The sequence below is a fragment of the Nocardia sp. NPDC046473 genome, assembly GCF_040645995.1.
GTDB lineage: Bacteria > Actinomycetota > Actinomycetes > Mycobacteriales > Mycobacteriaceae > Nocardia.
Window position 1 is genome coordinate 620,776 of sequence record NZ_JBEYZJ010000002.1, and the last position, 16,278, is coordinate 637,053.

At 68.2% G+C, this 16,278-nt stretch carries 13 protein-coding genes; 6 read left to right on the forward strand and 7 right to left on the reverse strand.

Annotation, left to right across the window (positions count from 1 at the left end):
• The first annotated feature begins 10 nt into the window (after positions 1-10).
• Both ABZ942_RS08335 and ABZ942_RS08340 read left to right on the forward strand, forming a co-directional pair.
• Positions 11-985 carry a hypothetical protein gene (locus tag ABZ942_RS08335; protein ID WP_357380029.1) on the forward strand — a complete coding sequence of 325 codons (975 nt, stop codon included), beginning with the start codon at positions 11-13 and terminating at the stop codon, positions 983-985.
• Between the two features lie 54 nt (positions 986-1,039).
• A complete protein-coding gene (locus tag ABZ942_RS08340; protein ID WP_357380030.1) occupies positions 1,040-3,286 on the forward strand; it encodes a heavy metal translocating P-type ATPase in 2,247 nt (748 codons plus the stop codon).
• A gap of 312 nt (positions 3,287-3,598) precedes the next feature.
• Here ABZ942_RS08340 and ABZ942_RS08345 read toward each other — a convergent pair whose 3' ends face one another.
• Positions 3,599-4,489, reverse strand: a complete 891-nt coding sequence (locus tag ABZ942_RS08345; RefSeq protein ID WP_357380031.1) for an SDR family oxidoreductase — start codon at positions 4,487-4,489, stop codon at positions 3,599-3,601.
• Between the two features lie 95 nt (positions 4,490-4,584).
• Here ABZ942_RS08345 and ABZ942_RS08350 point away from each other — a divergent pair, with 95 nt between their 5' ends.
• Positions 4,585-5,445: a helix-turn-helix domain-containing protein gene (locus ABZ942_RS08350; protein ID WP_357380371.1), complete on the forward strand. Its 861-nt coding sequence runs from the start codon at positions 4,585-4,587 to the stop codon at positions 5,443-5,445.
• A gap of 10 nt (positions 5,446-5,455) precedes the next feature.
• Here the strand turns inward: ABZ942_RS08350 and ABZ942_RS08355 are convergent, their stop codons facing one another.
• Together ABZ942_RS08355 and ABZ942_RS08360 are read right to left on the reverse strand one after the other, a co-directional pair.
• Positions 5,456-6,208: a lysophospholipid acyltransferase family protein gene (locus tag ABZ942_RS08355; protein WP_357380032.1), complete on the reverse strand. Its 753-nt coding sequence runs from the start codon at positions 6,206-6,208 to the stop codon at positions 5,456-5,458.
• A 14-nt stretch (positions 6,209-6,222) separates the two neighbouring features.
• Positions 6,223-6,969, reverse strand: a complete 747-nt coding sequence (locus tag ABZ942_RS08360; RefSeq protein WP_357380033.1) for a lysophospholipid acyltransferase family protein — start codon at positions 6,967-6,969, stop codon at positions 6,223-6,225.
• A 299-nt stretch (positions 6,970-7,268) separates the two neighbouring features.
• On the opposite strand from ABZ942_RS08360, the gene ABZ942_RS08365 reads away from it, so the two are divergent.
• Together ABZ942_RS08365 and ABZ942_RS08370 are read left to right on the forward strand one after the other, a co-directional pair.
• The gene (locus tag ABZ942_RS08365; RefSeq protein ID WP_357380034.1) at positions 7,269-8,069 is read left to right on the forward strand and encodes a hypothetical protein; all 801 of its coding nucleotides are present in this window, start codon (positions 7,269-7,271) and stop codon (positions 8,067-8,069) included.
• An 87-nt stretch (positions 8,070-8,156) separates the two neighbouring features.
• Positions 8,157-9,728 (forward strand): Rieske 2Fe-2S domain-containing protein, encoded by a 1,572-nt coding sequence (locus ABZ942_RS08370; RefSeq protein ID WP_357380035.1) that lies wholly within the window; start codon positions 8,157-8,159, stop codon positions 9,726-9,728.
• Between the two features lie 75 nt (positions 9,729-9,803).
• Here ABZ942_RS08370 and ABZ942_RS08375 read toward each other — a convergent pair whose 3' ends face one another.
• Entirely contained in the window at positions 9,804-10,748 is a 945-nt protein-coding gene (locus ABZ942_RS08375) for a DMT family transporter (protein ID WP_357380036.1), read from the reverse strand.
• A gap of 151 nt (positions 10,749-10,899) precedes the next feature.
• The gene (locus ABZ942_RS08380; protein ID WP_357380037.1) at positions 10,900-12,153 is read right to left on the reverse strand and encodes an oxygenase MpaB family protein; all 1,254 of its coding nucleotides are present in this window, start codon (positions 12,151-12,153) and stop codon (positions 10,900-10,902) included.
• Between the two features lie 100 nt (positions 12,154-12,253).
• Between ABZ942_RS08380 and ABZ942_RS08385 the strand changes: the two genes are divergently transcribed.
• Positions 12,254-12,898, forward strand: coding sequence for a TetR/AcrR family transcriptional regulator (locus ABZ942_RS08385; RefSeq protein WP_357380038.1), 645 nt, complete (start codon positions 12,254-12,256; stop codon positions 12,896-12,898).
• Here the strand turns inward: ABZ942_RS08385 and ABZ942_RS08390 are convergent.
• Positions 12,895-14,235 (reverse strand): MFS transporter, encoded by a 1,341-nt coding sequence (locus ABZ942_RS08390; RefSeq protein ID WP_357380039.1) that lies wholly within the window; start codon positions 14,233-14,235, stop codon positions 12,895-12,897. The two genes, ABZ942_RS08385 and ABZ942_RS08390, sit on opposite strands and share 4 nt — an antisense overlap.
• Positions 14,236-14,411: 176 nt before the next feature.
• Complete coding sequence (locus ABZ942_RS08395) at positions 14,412-16,277, reverse strand: bifunctional diguanylate cyclase/phosphodiesterase (RefSeq protein ID WP_357380040.1); 1,866 nt, start codon at positions 16,275-16,277, stop codon at positions 14,412-14,414.
• Position 16,278: the final 1 nt, after the last annotated feature.

Here is a 16,278-nt window from a genome sequence, read left to right on the forward strand (position 1 = left end):
CGAGCATCCGATGAACGCATCCACCAAGTTCGCCGGCTTCGCCCTCGGCCTGGCCGCCGTCTTCGGGATCGCCATTGCCACCGGCGCGGCGATCGGCCCCGATCCCGCCGCCCCTGAATCACCCGCTCACGAGGACGAGCCCAGCGCCCGCCCCGACCAGACACCCGGAGGAACGATGACCACCGAAAGCGGATACACCCTGCAGCTCGACACCGCGCGCACCACCGCTGCGCCGAATGTCCCGCTGCGCTTTCGCATCCTGAACCAGGACGGCACACCGGTCACCCACTACCAGCCCAACCACGACAAGAACCTGCACCTGATCGTGGTCCGGCGCGACATGGTCGCCTTCCAGCACGTGCACCCGGTCCTCGGCGACGACGGAACCTGGAGCGTCCCACTGGATCTCACCCGCGCGGGTGACTACCGAGTGTTCGCCGACTTCATCCCCGAGGGCGGTCGGAACCTGACCCTCGGCGCCGATCTGCGCGTCGCGGGCAACTACGACCCGCAGCCGCTGCCTGCCGCGTCGACCACCACAACCGTCGGCGGCTACACGGTCACCCTCGACGGCACCGTCGCCGCCGGCCGGGCCTCGAAGGTCACGCTGTCGGTGAGCCGGGACGGCAAGCCGGTCACCGACCTGCAGCCCTACCTGGCGGCGTACGGTCACCTGGTCGCGCTGCGCACCGCCGACCTCGCCTACCTGCACGTACACCCGGACGGCCACCCCGGCGACGGCGTCACCCCGGCCGGACCCGGCATCACCTTCTATGTCACCGCGCCGAGCGCGGGCGACTACCGCCTGTTCCTCGACTTCCAGCACGAAGGAGTGGTTCGCACGGCCGAATTCACCCTGACCGTCGGCCAGGACACCACGGCGGCCGAGCCCGTGACACACGACGGGCACGGCGGCGCACCCACTCCCGAGCCGGCGCACACCGGACACGGCGCGCCCGCACCGGAACCGGCGCACAGCCACTGATCGTCGCGGGGCCGCCCCGCATCCACTACCGTGCCGCACAGAACGGAGCTCATGATGACCACCACGGCACAACCACCCGGCATCGGGCAGGTCGAACTGGTGATCGGCGGCATGACCTGCGCGTCCTGCGCCAATCGCATCGAGAAGAAGCTGAACAAGCTCGACGGTGTCACCGCGACGGTGAACTACGCGACCGAGAAGGCTCGGGTGAATGTCACCGGCGATGTCTCGCCGGCGGAACTGATCGCGACGGTCGAGCAGGCCGGATACAGTGCGACGCTGCCCACCCCGAAGGTCGCGGAAACCGTTGCCGCCGAGAGTGATCCGACCGCCGCGTTGCGCACCCGGCTGCTCGTCTCGCTGGTGCTGACGGTGCCGGTCATCGCGATGGCGATGATCCCCGCGCTGCAGTTCACCAACTGGCAGTGGCTGTCGCTCACGCTGGCCGCGCCGGTCGTGGTGTGGGGCGCGCTGCCGTTCCACCGGGCCGCGCTGACCAATCTGCGCCACGGCACCGCCACCATGGACACGCTGGTGTCGATGGGCACGCTCGCCGCATTCGGCTGGTCGCTGTACGCGCTGTTCTGGGGCACCGCGGGCATGCCGGGCATGAAGCACCCGTTCGAGTTCACCATCTCCCGGATGGACGGCACCGGCAGCATCTACCTCGAGGCCGCGGCGGGCGTCACCACGTTCATCCTGGCCGGACGCTTCTTCGAGGCGCGGTCCAAGCGGCGGGCCGGTGCGGCACTGCGAGCCCTGCTGGAGCTCGGCGCCAAAGAGGTTTCCGTGCTGCGGGACGGGGCCGAGCAGCGGATACCGGTGGAGCAGTTGGCCGTTGGCGATCAGTTCGTGGTTCGTCCCGGTGAAAAGATCGCCACCGACGGTGTAGTGGTCGAGGGCTCCTCGGCGGTCGACGCCTCGATGCTGACCGGTGAGTCGGTGCCGGTAGAGGTCGGGACGGACGACGCGGTGGTCGGCGCCACGGTGAACGTCGGCGGGCGGATCGTGGTGCGTGCCAGCCGGATCGGCTCGGACACCCAGCTGGCCCAGATGGCGAAGCTGGTCGAGGACGCGCAGACCGGAAAGGCGCAGGCCCAGCGGTTGGCCGACCAGATCTCCGGCATCTTCGTGCCGATCGTGATCGCGCTGTCGGTCGCGACGCTCGGATTCTGGTTCGGCACCGGCGGTTCCGTCGCGGCGGCCTTCACCGCCGCGGTCGCGGTGCTGATCATCGCCTGCCCATGCGCCCTCGGGCTGGCCACGCCGACCGCGCTGATGGTCGGCACCGGTCGCGGCGCGCAGCTCGGCATCCTGATCAAGGGGCCGGAAGTGCTGGAATCGACCAGGCGGGTGGACACCGTGGTGCTCGACAAGACGGGCACCGTCACCACCGGCCGGATGACGCTGCTGGATGTCGTTGCGGCCGTTGGTGAAGACAGCGGCGAGGTGCTCGCTCTCGCTGGGGCGCTGGAAGATTCGTCCGAACACCCGATCGCGCAGGCGATCGCCAAGGGTGCCAGTGACAAAGTCGGTGCGCTGCAAGCGGTCGAGGACTTCGCGAATGTCGAGGGCCTCGGGGTGCAGGGCGTGGTGAACGGTCACGCGGTGATCGTCGGGCGGGCCAGGCTGCTCGCCGACTGGGCGCAGCACCTGGACGCCGAGTTGGAACAGGCCATGCGGGCCGCCGAGGCCGAGGGCAAGACCGCGGTGGCGGTGGGCTGGGACGGCAAGGCGCGCGGCGTGCTCGTCGTCGCCGATGCGGTGAAACCGACCTCGGCCCAAGCGATTTCGCAGCTGCGGGCGCTCGGGCTCACGCCGATCATGCTGACCGGTGACAACGCGGCCGCCGCCGCGGCGATCGCCGCGCAGGTGGGCATCGATGAGGTGATCGCGGAGGTGCTGCCGCAGGACAAGGTCGATACGGTCAAGCGGTTACAAGCCGAGGGCAGGGTCGTCGCGATGGTCGGTGACGGCGTCAACGATGCCGCGGCCCTGGCGCAGGCCGATCTCGGCTTGGCCATGGGCACCGGCACCGATGTGGCCATCGAGGCCAGCGATCTCACGCTGGTTCGTGGCGATCTGCGCGCCGCGGTCGATGCGATCCGGCTGTCCCGCCGGACCCTCGGCACCATCAAGGGCAACCTGTTCTGGGCCTTCGCCTACAACGTCGCCGCCATCCCGCTGGCCATGGCCGGCTTGCTCAACCCGATGCTCGCGGGCGCCGCCATGGCGTTCTCCTCGGTCTTCGTGGTGAGCAACAGCCTGCGGCTGCGCACGTTCCGTTCCACCGCGCGGTAACGCTGGGAAACCCGACGGGACGGCATCCAAAGGTGCCGTCCCGTTCGGCGTTTCGGGCTACTGCAGGACGCCGCTGTTTCCCAATGCCATTGCGGCACTTCCAGTACCCCACGCCGCGGCGGCGCTACCAGTCGCACCCAATAGGGCAAGCAGAGCAAGCATGATTTCGACCTTCCATCGAGCCATTGATCGGCAAGCGAAAGTTACTGCCGCCCAACAGCACTCCACAATGGTCGCCGCGGAACTCTCGGCAACCTCCCGCGCAATTGCCAGCCGATTCACAGCCGGCGATTCGGCGCAGACAATGCGCAGCTACGCGATAGTTCCTCGGCCACGGGAACCCGCCGGCGGCGCTTCGCGGAACGCCGCGGCATGGTCGGCGGCCCACTCTGCGTAGGTGCGTGGTGCGCGGCCGAGGGCCTGGCGCAGATCGTCGGTGACGATGGCGTTGCCGCCGCTGCGGACATACTCCTGACCGGCGAGGGCGCCGTCGATGAAGGCCTCCGACAGTCCTGCGCCGCGCAGGTGCTCGCGGGCGGCCGCTTCCGGTACGTCGACGACTTCGAGCGGTTGGCCGAGCACCCTGGCCAGCACGGCCACCTGGTCCGCGCTGGTCAGCAGCTCCGGGCCGGTGAGGGTATAGATCTGTCCCGCGTGATCGGACGAGGTCAGGGCCGCCACCGCGACCGCGGAGACATCGCGCGGATCGACGACGCCCTGCTGACCGCTGCCGGTCATGCTGGGCACGGGCTGGCCGTTGCGGATAGCGTCGGCCCAGCTCAGGGTGTTCGAGGCGAACGAACTCGGGCGCAGGATGGTCCATTCGACGCCGCTCGCGCGCGCCGCCTGTTCGCCGGGCAGATGCCAGGTCCCGATCCGGCCGACCGCGTCCGCACCGGTGCCGATGGCGGAGAGCTTCACGATGCGTTGGGCGCCGGCGTCCCGCGCGGTGGTGATCAAGGTTCGATCGGCGTCGACGTATTCGGGGCCGAGGATGCCGACGATGAACGCGGCGTCGACGCCCTTCGCGGCCGCCTCGATCGAGGCCGGGTCGTGGTAGTCGCCGCGCACCACCTCGACACCTGCGGGCAGTTGCGCCCGCGCCGGGTCGCGGGTGACGGCCCGGACCTGCTCGCCGCGCGCCACCAATTGCCGGACGATTTCGCTGCCGATGGTGCCCGTGGCACCGGTGATCAGAATCATGAGCCCAACGCTGCCGTGCGGACCACCGGGTTCTCTAGGAGATTTCGGCACAGCCGCCGCGCCGCCGAGTGCCTACAGTGGATTCGGTGACCACCATGCTGCGCACGGCGCCCGTCGTGACCGCCGACCTCGTCGAGACGACGGTCCCCGCGCCGGAGTCGTTGCGGCCGTGGTTCACCGAACTCGGACGCATTCCGACGGTGCGTGACCTCGCCGAATCGTTCGCGCATGTCCCGCAGGCCGCGACCACGATCGTGCTGCGCTCGCAGGAGGGCGGGCCGCGCGAGGCGCTCGTCATCGGGCCGCAGACCAAGGCGCTCTACTCCCATCCGAGTAAGCCCGCGTCCTGCCTGCGACTGCGCTTGACGCACGGCGCGGCCAGGCCCCTGTTCGGCGTGCCCGCGATGCTGCTCACCGATCGAGTCGTCCGCCTCGCCGAGCTGCCCGGCGTCGCCGCCGATCTCGCCGACGAGCTGATCGAGCTGAGCGCCGACGAAGTCTTCGGATTCCTGGAAGATAATCTGCCACAACGCATCTCCGAGGATGCGACCCGACGCACCCAACGCGAGGTACTCCGCTCGGCCGTCGCGGCGCTGTCGGCGGATCCGCACGGGCGTTCGGTGCGTGCGTTGGCGAGCGACCTCGCCGTCAGCGAACGCCAACTCCGCAACCTGTTCACCGCCGGAGTAGGCGTCTCCCCCAAGCATTTCGCGCGCATCGATCGGCTGCGCCGCATTCTGGCGCAAGCGCGAAACACCCCGTCAGCTCAATTCCCTGCCAGCACAGTCGATTACGAGCCAGCGCACTCCCTCGCGCAACTCGCCGCAGACAACGGCTACTACGACCAATCCCACCTGACCGCCGACTTCCGCACCCTCATGGGCGTCCCGCCGAGCGCATTCCTCCGCGGCGCCGTCCCCACCCCCTCCCCCTGCCGCCCGCTCGACCGCATCTGACCGCGCGAGCTCAGGGGTTCGGGCGTGGGGACTTGGCTCGGCGGCGGGCTAGTTCTTCCTGTTCGAGGACGGCGGCTTCGGCGAGGGTGGGGGCGGTGCCGCCGAGGCGGGCCGGGACCCAGCGGGCGCCGGGTTCCATGGGGTAGTCGTGTTGGGCCTCAGCGAGCAGGTCCGCCATGTGGGTGCGGAGGGTGGCGGTGAGGGTTTCCGGGGGCTCGGCCGGTGGGATGGGGTCGCCGATGCGGATGTTGATCGGGAACTTGTGGCGGCCGAGCTGTTTCGGGATGTCCTTGGTCCAGACGCGGTGGGCGCCCCAGATGACGACGGGGATGATCGGGACGCCGGCTTCGATCGCCATCCGGGCGGCGCCGGACTTGAAGTCCTTCAGTTCGAAGCTGCGGCTGATGGTCGCCTCGGGATAGACCACCACGAGCTCGCCGTCGCGCAGCGCTTGTACCGCGCGACTATAGGATTCGGCGCCCGCCGTGCGGTCGACGCCGATTGCCTTGCAGTGCTTCATCAGAAAGCCGACGATCCCGTGCTCGAGCTCGGCCTTCATCATGTATCTGACGTTGCGGCCGGACTTGCGGCCGACCAGCCCGACCTCCATGAAGTCCAGGTACGCGGTGTGATTCACGGCCAGCACCGCGCCGCCCGCACTCGGAATCCGGTGCTGGTCGGCGATGTCGATCCGCAGCCCCTGCAACCGGAAAATGGCGCGAACCAAGCCGGTGAGGATGTCGTAAACCGGTTCCCGCGCCATCCGAATCTCCGCTACTACGAGGCTGTCTTCTTCCGTGCTGCCTTTTCCGCGGCCTCGGCGGCATCGAGCGCGTCGGCCTCCTCCAGGGTAGGAGCGCTGCCGCCGAGCCGGGCCGGTACCCAGTACGCGCCCGGCTCGTGGGTGTAGTCCTTTTGCAGGTCGAGCAGCATTTCCTGCATGGTCGAGCGCAGCTTGGCGGTCAGTTCGGATGCGGGCTCGAACGGCGGGATCGGCGCGCCGACCGCGATCGAGATCGGCGTGTTGGTGCGGCCGAGCCGCTTCGGGAAGCCCTTGGTCCACACCCGCTGCGCGCCCCAGATGACGATCGGGATGATCGGCACGCCGGATTCGATGGCCATCCGCGCGGCACCGGACTTGAAGTCCTTGATCTCGAAGCTGCGGCTGATGGTCGCCTCGGGATATACGCCGACCAGCTCGCCGCGCTGCAGGTATTCGACCGCGGCTTTATAGGAGTCAGCGCCCGCGCCCCGATCGACCGGAATGTGCTTGAGCGCGCGCATGATCGGGCCGGAGATCTTGTCGTCGAAGACCTCTTTTTTGGCCATGAACCGGATGTAGCGCTTGGGCGTGCGCACCGGTAGGCCCGCGTAGGTGAAGTCCATGTATCCGGTGTGGTTGACCGCGAGCACGGCACCACCCTGCGCGGGGATATGTTCAGCGCCCTTGACGGTGAACTTCAGGCCTTCGACGAAGAAGACGGTACGGGCAAGGCCGATGATCGTCCGGTAGACGGGTTCCACAATTCCGCTAGCGTAGTCGCTGACTGTCCCATCCGGCAGTGGGCCGCTGCTTTATAGGGTCACATCAGGGTTAGGGCGGCTCGATCGGCCCGTCGCACGCTGTAGAGAAGAGGATCGTCGAAGTGCCAAGCGCCCATCTGAATCCACCTGGACGCGACCGGAAAACACCGGATCACCTCGGCAGGACAGCGCCCGCCTCCCCTCGAATCAGCCACCCGATTTCGGCCGCGATTCGTGCTACTACCTCGCGACCAGAGCGGACGCCGGGCGCACTTGGTCGGCGGGTACTGGCCGGCGGCTTGGCGATCACCGGGGCCTTGGTGCTTGCGGGATGCGACTCGGCGGTCGGCATTCCGAACGAAGAGCCGGTAAAGGCCACGGCCTCGATCGGAACACCGGCGACTGCCGTCCCGTCCACCCAGAGCACTCCGGCACCGACCACCTCGGCGAGTCCCTCGGTCGGCCCGGTCGCCGAACTGCCTGCCGCCGTGCAGCGTTGGGCCGCCGACCTGAAGACGAGCACCGTCGCTCAATTGCAGGCCAAGTGCTGGACCATCGCGCCGAAGACCGTGGCCACCATGTACGCCGACGACCAGCCCATCCTGGCCGCCCTCGCCCAGCCGGGCACCGCGACGCCGGACGCCATCACCTGGAAGTCCCGGACCACCACCGTCGCCGTCGACCGGGCCGCGCTCGACACCGGCTACGCCTGCCCCCGAGTCGCCACGGCGGGCGCGGACATCGAGTACGACGACGCCGACGCCAGGCACACGGTGCGGCGTTACCTGGCCCGCTTGGTCGGCGCTCCGCTGGACGCCGCCGACCAGGAGGGCACCTACCCGCTGGTCTGCAAGGCGGCCCCGGCGAGCTGGGATCCCACCGGCACCGGCAAGTCGATCGCCGCGCCGCTGGCCGACAACCCGGGCAAGCTGACCGGCGTCACCAAGTTCGCCGACCAGGAGATCCGGTCCGAACCACTGCGCGGGGACTACATCGCCGTCTTTGTTCCGGTCACCAACGCCGCGGGGGCAACCCAGACCCGCACGTTCACCCTGATCTCCGGGACGCAGGGCTACTGCATCGGCGACGTCTCCCCGTAAACCGCGCTCGGCATGGGCACCGCGAGCGCCTGGTAGTTCCATACAGCCATTACCCTGGATGGCTGGTAACGGTAGGAGGAGCAGCTCGTGCAGATCACCAGCGTCGGACACGCCGGATTCCACATCCGCACCGCGGCGGGGTCGATCCTTTGTGACCCCTGGGTCAACCCCGCGTACTTCGGTTCGTGGTTCCCGTTTCCCGACAACACCCAGCTGGACTGGGACGAGCTGGGCAATTGCGATTTCCTCTACGTCTCGCATCTGCACCGCGACCACTTCGACGCGGCGAACCTGGCCGAGCACGTCAACAAGGACGCGACGGTGCTGCTGCCGGACTACCCGGTGCCGGATCTGAAGCGCGAGCTGGAGAAGCTCGGCTTCCACAAGTTCTTCGAGACCGAGGACTCGGTCAAGCACACGATCACCGGCAACGGCGCCGAGCTCGACATCATGATCATCGCGTTGCGCGCGCCCGCCGACGGGCCGATCGGCGACTCCGGGCTGGTCGTCTCCGACGGCGAGACCACCTGCTTCAACATGAACGACGCCCGCCCGGTCGACATGGACGTGCTGCACGACTCGTTCGGCCACATCGATATCCACCTGCTGCAGTACTCGGGCGCCATCTGGTACCCGATGGTCTACGACATCCCGAGCCGGACCAAGTCGAACTTCGGCAAGCAGAAACGACAGCGCGGCATGGACCGGTGCCGCAGCTACATCGAGCAGGTCGGGGCCACCTGGGTGGTGCCGTCGGCCGGGCCGCCGGTGTTCCTGGACGACGAGCTGCGCTACCTGAACGACGATCGCGGCGACGAGGGCAATATCTTCCCGGACCAGATGGTGTTCCTGGATCAGATGCGGATCCACGGCAACGAGGGCGGGATCCTGATGATCCCCGGATCCGTCGCCGACGTGCGCGGGGCCGAGCTGGAATTGACCCATCCGTTCGAGCCAGGGCTGGTCTACGACAACAAGGCCGAATACATCGAGTTGATGGCGCAGCGTCTCGCGCCGGTGCTCGCAAAAGAAAAGGAATCCTGGGCATGGCCTGCTGGTCGCTCCGCAGGCTCCGCTCCTGCAGGTGACGGGCCGCTGCTGGGTCCGCTGCAGAAACTGTTCGAGCCGATCATGGCGCAGAGCGATCTGATCTGCGACGGCATCGGCTATCCCGTCGGCCTGGTGATCGGCGACGAAACCGTGGTGCTCGACTTCCCCAAGCGCGTGGTGCGCGGGGCCATCGAGGGAGAAGGCAAGTACCGCTACGGTTTCCGCATCGCCCCCGAACTGGTGCGTACCGTGCTGCGGGACAACGAACCCGACTGGGTGAACACCATTTTCCTGTCCACCCGTTTCCAGGCGTGGCGGATCGGCGGCTACAACGAATTCCTCTACACCTTCTTCAAATGTCTTACCGACGAGCGCATCGCCTACGCCGACGGCTGGTTCTCCGAGGCGCACGACGATTCCGCCTCGACCGAGCTGGCCGGCTGGGAGGTGCAGCGCCGCTGCCCGCACCTCAAGGCGGATTTGTCGAAATTCGGTGTGGTGGAAGGTAATACGCTTACCTGCAACCTGCACGGCTGGCAGTGGGATCTGGAATCGGGACGTTGCAAGACGTCGAAGGGTCACGAATTGCGGTCGCGCAAGCTGAGTTAACGGCACGCGCATCCAGGTGCGCGAGTGGCACACCACGACGAGCGCTGCTCGCCACCGTGTGCCACTCGATCGGCGTCAGCTGTGCGAGCGGGTGGCGATGCCGACGGCAACCAAGGTCAGGGCACTCCCCACTACCGCGGTGACCGACAGACCCGCGCTGGTTGGGGTGGCGATGTCCAGGGCGATCGACATCAGGAGTTGGCCTGCAACGGAAGTCAGGCCGAGCAGGAGGACTCCGATCCAGCGGACGGTGACGGCGGCCAGTGCGATGAAGGCGATGCCGATCAGGCCGCCGAGATAAAGCCAAGGCTGCGTGGGGAATTCGTCGGGGAAACCGGAGTCGATCAACACGACGGCCTCGATGACGACCAGGGCGGCGAGGCCGACGCAGAAGTTGACCAAGGTGGCCGAGAGCGAGCCGCCGACCTCGCCGACGCGACCATTCACTGCTTGCTGCCAGGCCAGCCCGACGCCGGCCAGTGCGGGCAGGATGATCAGCAGTGCGGTCGGTGCGCCGTGCAGGGAGTCAGGGACCGAGAGTGCTCCGGCCGGTGCTCCTGAGCGGCCGACCCCGGCGATCAACACCGCGACTACGCCCAGCGCGGCACCGCCGAACCGCAACACGGTGACCGGAGTTCGGCCACTCGGGGCGACGCCGAGGCGGTCGACCACCAAGCTGCTCAGGAGTTGACCCGCGACGACGGCGACGGTGAACGCGGTGACGCCGATCGCCGCGACGGTAAGCCCCTGGCACGCGACGAAGAAGGCGCCACAGAGCCCGCCGAGCAGATGCCACGGCCGCAAGGTCCCCGCCGACAGCGCGGTCCGAACCTTTGCCGCCCCCTCGCGCAGACGACCACTGAACACGAACGCGATCACCAGAATCAACAAACCAGACCCGAAACTAATGGTGGCCGCAGCAATTCCATCATCCAGCCGCGCCCCGAGCGCACCATTGATCCGCCCCTGCACCGCCACTCCCGCACCGATGCAGAACCCGAACCCAAGCCCCAACCTCACCCGCGCGATCACCCTAGGCACGCTACCGCCGCACACCCCTCGCACCGATGCGCCCTCCATCGCGTCGAACCGCGCATGGATTTGCTCGCCGCGCACACGATTGCCAGCAAATTCGCGCGCACCGGAACAGTTCCTGCGCGGGGCCTGCGGGTCAGCCTGCGCGGAGCGCCGGGCGGGTGGCGTACGTGTCGTGGCGGGCGTAGGTGCGGTCGCCGCCGTTTCGGGCGATGGAGCCGCGGACCAGGCGGGTGCGGATGCGGGCGCCGAGGTTTTCGTGGAAGCGAGTGGCGCCGGGGAGGATTCGACGAGGCACTTCGAGGGCGCCGTTGACGACGGCGGTGGCCATGACCGCGCTCTGGAAGAATCTGCTGTCGGGCAAACCGAGGAAGTCGGCGTTGCTGGGGCCGAGGATGATTCGGCTGTACGCGACCATGTAGGACGTGATCACCCGGCGTAGCGCGCGGTGCGCGGCGGTGGTGTTGCCGACGAACAGGCCGCCCGCTGCCGGGATGAGGGCCTGGGCCAGGCGCTGGGAGTCGGCGTCCGGGATGAATTCGGTGTCGGCGAGAATCCAGAAGGCGCGCCAGGTATCGGTCTCGCAGGTCGGCAGGATCTCCGCGTCGACGCCGAGCAGGAACCCGACGTAGCGCCAGAGCTGGAAGACCGCGTCCTTCTCTTTGGCCGAGAACTGCAGGCCGAGCGCTTGCGCGCCAACGAGATTCGCCATGGAGAACAGGCCGAGGGTGCCGACGGTGAGCACCTGGTTGACCGGGTGGTCCCACGCCTCGTAGTCCCAGTCGGGGCGCCGGTTCATGCCTGCGCGCACCAGCGCGTGCATCAACCGCACCCGCAGCACACTCTTGTAGCCGACCGCATTGCGTTGCAGGCCACCGGGAGTCGTGACATCGAGCCACCACTGGGTGGTTTCGGCGAGGCGGCGCGGCGCCATCGCATCGAGATCGCCGGTGCCGACCAGGGTCTTGTCCGCGCGCGAGGCCAGGTAGCCGCCCATCAGGGCGAACATGCCCATCGCGATGCCGCCCCAGACGCTGGTGCGGCCGACGACGCGGGCGCCGCGGTCGATCTTCTCCCGGTCCAGCCAGTACGGTTCGGCTTCCACCTGCTCGAAGAACGCGGTCAGCTCGGCAGGGGCGTCGGGCACGGCGGCGATGCCGCGTTCGACCGCGACCTCGAACATCCGGCGGCCCTCGCCGACCGGCAGCTGCTTGAACATCGCGACCATGGCGTCGGCGAGCGGATCGCCGACGGTGGTGAATCGGCGGAACGAGTCGCGCTGGGCGGCGGTGCAGCTCAGGTCGCCGGGTGCGAGCACGGGCACGGCGTATTTGTACGGGAACTCCGTGAACAGCTGCGGAGTGGGCAGTTTCTGGTTGTCATGCGCCATTGCACTTCACCCGTCGGATCGAGGTTCGCGGTCGAGCATTCTGACAAGACCGTCCCACAGAATCCGATATCTGGCAAGGATATATGCCAGAATGATTCGGATGGCTACCACCTCGCGGTCCTACGGCGGCGTGCCGATCGAACAGCGCAAAGCGCGGCGGCGCGCCGCACTGCTCGACGCCGCGCAGGAAATCATCGGGACCTCGGGTTTCGCCAAGTTGACCGTGTCCGGGCTGTGCGGCCAGGCCCGGCTGTCCGAGCGGTACTACTACGAGAGCTTCCGCGATCTCGACGCGGTGTTCAGCGAGCTGTTCGACCGGATCGTCGACGAGATCGGGCAGGCGGTGGTCACCGCGTTCGTCACCACGCCCACCGACATCCGAGCCAAGACCAGGGCGGCGATCGCCGCGGCCATCGACCTGATCGCCGACGACCCGCGCAAGGCCCGCATCGCCACCGTCGAGGCGCAGCTGAACCCGGCCCTGCTGATGCGCAGGGCCGAGGTGATGCGCTCGTTCGCGGGCATCATGATGGCGGTGTGCGCGGGCGAGGTCGGCGCCGAGGTGGTCGAAAGCGCGGGCGACCAAGCCGAATTCGCCGCCACCCACCTGCTCGGTGGCCTCTGGGAAACCACCAACAGCTGGCTGGCCGGCACCCTCCCGATCACCCGCGCCGACCTCATCGACCGCTCCACCGACCAATTCCTGCTCACCGCAGGCCATCTCATCGGCGTCCGGCTCGACTAGTCCTGGCGCCTCGGCGGCAGCCAGGACGGGGTCAGCAAGGCGATGGGAAGCATGGTGGCGCCCAGCAGGGCAAGGGTGATCGATAGCGACCACTCGGTGGTGGCGAGGGCGGCGAAGGCGAATACCGCCAGCGCGACGACCTCGCCGAGCAGGCCGGATACCGAGGTCACGGTGGCGCGGGCCGGGCCCTCGATCGCGTCTTGCAGGCGGGCTCCGGCGACGACACCTGCGTTGTAGACGATACCGTAGGAGCAGCCGATCGCCGTGAAGCCAAGGCCGGTAAGGACATACACGGCGCTCGGCTGGTGCGCGGCGAGGCCGGCGACCAGCGCGCCGCCGAGGAAAAGGACGCCGCCGAGGCCGACGGCGATCGCCATGGTGCGGCCCGACATGCCCTCGGTACGGCCGGCCAGTAGTGCTCCACCCAGCGAGCCGAGCACGGTCAGTCCGACGAGCAGCGGCACCACCGCCGTCGCCACGCCGACCGACTCGGCGAGCAGCGCGAAGTATTCGTCGAATGCCGTGATTCCGAACAGCAGAGCTCCGAGCAGTACTCCGTTGCGTGCCGTGCGTACCCGAATCGCTTCCCCGACACCGGTCTTCAACATGGTGAGGTAGCGCGCGAACGGTCTCGCCGTGCCCACCCTCGCGTCGCCCGATACCGCTCGGGCCAGACCATCGGTGGTGACGTTCCGATTCCTCTCGGTAGCAAGGCAATCCGGCATCGAGGCACTCTTGTCAGGTAACGATCCGGTCGCCGGTGTCGTGGCTGCGTCTTCCAGCTCATCGATGTCGGCGGCGGATACCACCTTCGGCGCGCTCGGCAGGGACATCGCGATCACCGTGTGCAGCGCGGCGAATCCCACACTGGACCAACCGATCAGCGCGTAACCACCCCAGAGGTACAGCGGGGTAGCGGCGACGATACCGACGACGACCGCGGTTTCCGAGGCCGCGCGGGTGTAGCCCAGGATGCGGGCGTAGGCGGACTGCTCGGCACGGGCGGCAAGGTCGTCGTAGAGCAGGGCCTCGAAGGTGCCCGAGACCAAAGCGCCTGCGGCGCCCCACAGTACGAATCCGAGGGCGAAGCCGAGGTAGTTCGGGACAAGGGTCCACAGGGCGAATCCGGCGGTCAACAGGACACCACTGAGGACGAGGAGCGCGCGTCGCGAGACCGTGTCCGCCCACGCGCCGGACGGCACCTCCAGTAGGAACGCAGTGGTCGACCAGATCGCGAACAGCGAGGAAATCTGCCCGGTGCTCAGCCCATGGTCGGCGAACAGCAAGGCATACAGCGCATAGAGCGGGATCAGGTCGCCGATGCCCTTGAAGAGCACCGCACGGACGGTCAGCGAACGAACCGTCGATTCCGAGCACCGATGCGGCGCGGTCGGGAGCGAGCTGAGTGTCCTACCCGTCAGCCGGGCGAACACCCCGCTGACAGATCAACAGACGTAGACGATCAAACGCATGTGAATCAGCATGGGTACCTGCGGCATGCTGCGTCAAGCATTTATCCGAGTGGCAGCCAACCGTTGGCAGCGTGCATCGAATCGCCGTCGTCGAGCTCCCGGCCGAGCGTGCCGGGCCCGACCCGTCCGTGGTTCTCGTTGAGGTCACTGATCAGGTCCGCCACCGGATGCGAGTCGCTGTAGTGGTACCCCTGCGCGAGGGCGAAACCGAGTTCGGTGAGCACCGCGGCCTGGTATTCGGTCTCCACGCCTTCCGCTATCACCTGCAGGTCCAGCGCGCTGCTCAACGCGGCGATCACGCCGAGCAGCGGCGGCGCCGGGGAGTCGGAGCGGATCGCGGCGACGAAGGACTGGTCGACCTTGAGGATATCGCTCGGCAGCGTGGCCAGCCTGCTGAGCGAGGAGTATCCCGTGCCGAAGTCATCGATGGCGATGCGCACGCCACGGTCGCGCAGGGTGTGCAGATTCGCGATGGCAGTATGCGATTCGGCCGCCAGCTCGCTCTCGGTCACCTCGAGCACCAGTTGCTCGGGCGGCCAGCCGGTGGTGGCGAGGATGCCCGCGACGCGATCGGCATAGCCTGCCTCGGCCAGTTCCAAGCCGCTGACATTCACGTTCAAGGTCAGATCGAGCTGGGCGAAGGTGTCCTGCAGTCGCGCCGCGTCCGCGCAGGCCCGGCGCAGCACCAGCTCGTCCAGATCGGAGATGAGGTCGTATTCCTCGGCGACCCGGATCAGGCCCTCGGTGGTGACGTCCGGCTGCGCGCTCGACGACCAGCGCAGCAGCGCCTCGACACCGACCGCCTTGCCGCCCCCCTCGGTGAGGCTGACGATCGGCTGGTAGTGCACGTCGAGCAGGCCGCGGTCGATGGCCTCGCGCAATTCCACCGCGAGCGGCAGCTGGCGCGAGGACTCGAGCACCGTCCGGTTGCGGCCCGCCTGCTTGGCCCGATACAGGCCGACGTCCGCGCGGCTCACCAGCAGCGAACCGGATTCGCCTGGCTGCCAAGAGGTCACGCCCGCCGAGCAGCCGGTGGTCACCGCCGCGCGCAACTGCTCGGTGAGCAGGATGGCGGCCTGCTCAGTGGTGTTCGGCAACAGCATCGCGAACGCGTCGCCACCGTAGCGGGCCAGGCGCTGGTCCGACGCAAGCAGTTTCGACCAGGTGTCGGCGACCCGCTGCAGCACGGCATCGCCGGCGCGGTGGCCGAGGTGGTCGTTGATCTTCTGGAAACGGTCGAGGTCGACGAGCACCAGCGCGAGCCCCTGGCCGGTGCGGGTGGCCTGCTCGATCGCGGAGTTGAGCGCGCGATCGAAGCCGCGCCGGTTCAAAAGGCCGGTCAGCACGTCGATATCGGCTTCCGATGCCATCCGGGTGAGAATCCCGACGACCACGCCGACACCCAAGGTCACCCCGGCCGGGATCAGCCCGGACCACCACGGCAACCCGGGATGCACCGGCCGCAGGGGCAATACCCATAGGCACAGCACCATGGCGAAGGCGATATGCGCGGCGGCCTGCGTCCACGCGAAGAACAGCGCGGCGTCACAGGCGACGAAGACATAGAAGGCGGCGAGGCTGATCGCGCCGACGGTATTCGGGAAGGCATAGACCGCGACCGTCACCAGCACCGTCGCGATGGCGACGTACCCGTGATGGACGGAGTGTGGCAGGCGCGGACCCCACGCGAGCAGGGTGAGTCCGAGCGTCAGCGCAATCGCCGCAGCCGTGCCGACCAGCGGCCGATTACCCTCCTCGCCCGGGGCGATGGCAGTAATCAGCAGACCCAGCACACCACCCATGACGTAGAACGCCCCGGTGGTCCGAGCCATGACCATAGCTGTCGCCAGCGCCGATGCCGCCCGCACCCGGGTTCGGGTATCGCCGCGCGCCCCGATTCCTCGCACG

Bases quoted from the DNA above. Each gene is read 5' to 3' on its own strand.
- ABZ942_RS08335 (WP_357380029.1), top strand. From the start codon at position 11: ATGAACGCATCCACCAAGTTCGCCGGCTTCGCCCTCGGCCTGGCCGCC.
- ABZ942_RS08340 (WP_357380030.1), top strand. From the start codon at position 1,040: ATGACCACCACGGCACAACCACCCGGCATCGGGCAGGTCGAACTGGTG.
- ABZ942_RS08345 (WP_357380031.1), bottom strand. From the start codon at position 4,489: ATGATTCTGATCACCGGTGCCACGGGCACCATCGGCAGCGAAATCGTC.
- ABZ942_RS08350 (WP_357380371.1), top strand. From the start codon at position 4,585: ATGCTGCGCACGGCGCCCGTCGTGACCGCCGACCTCGTCGAGACGACG.
- ABZ942_RS08355 (WP_357380032.1), bottom strand. From the start codon at position 6,208: ATGGCGCGGGAACCGGTTTACGACATCCTCACCGGCTTGGTTCGCGCC.
- ABZ942_RS08380 (WP_357380037.1), bottom strand. From the start codon at position 12,153: ATGGCGCATGACAACCAGAAACTGCCCACTCCGCAGCTGTTCACGGAG.
- ABZ942_RS08385 (WP_357380038.1), top strand. From the start codon at position 12,254: ATGGCTACCACCTCGCGGTCCTACGGCGGCGTGCCGATCGAACAGCGC.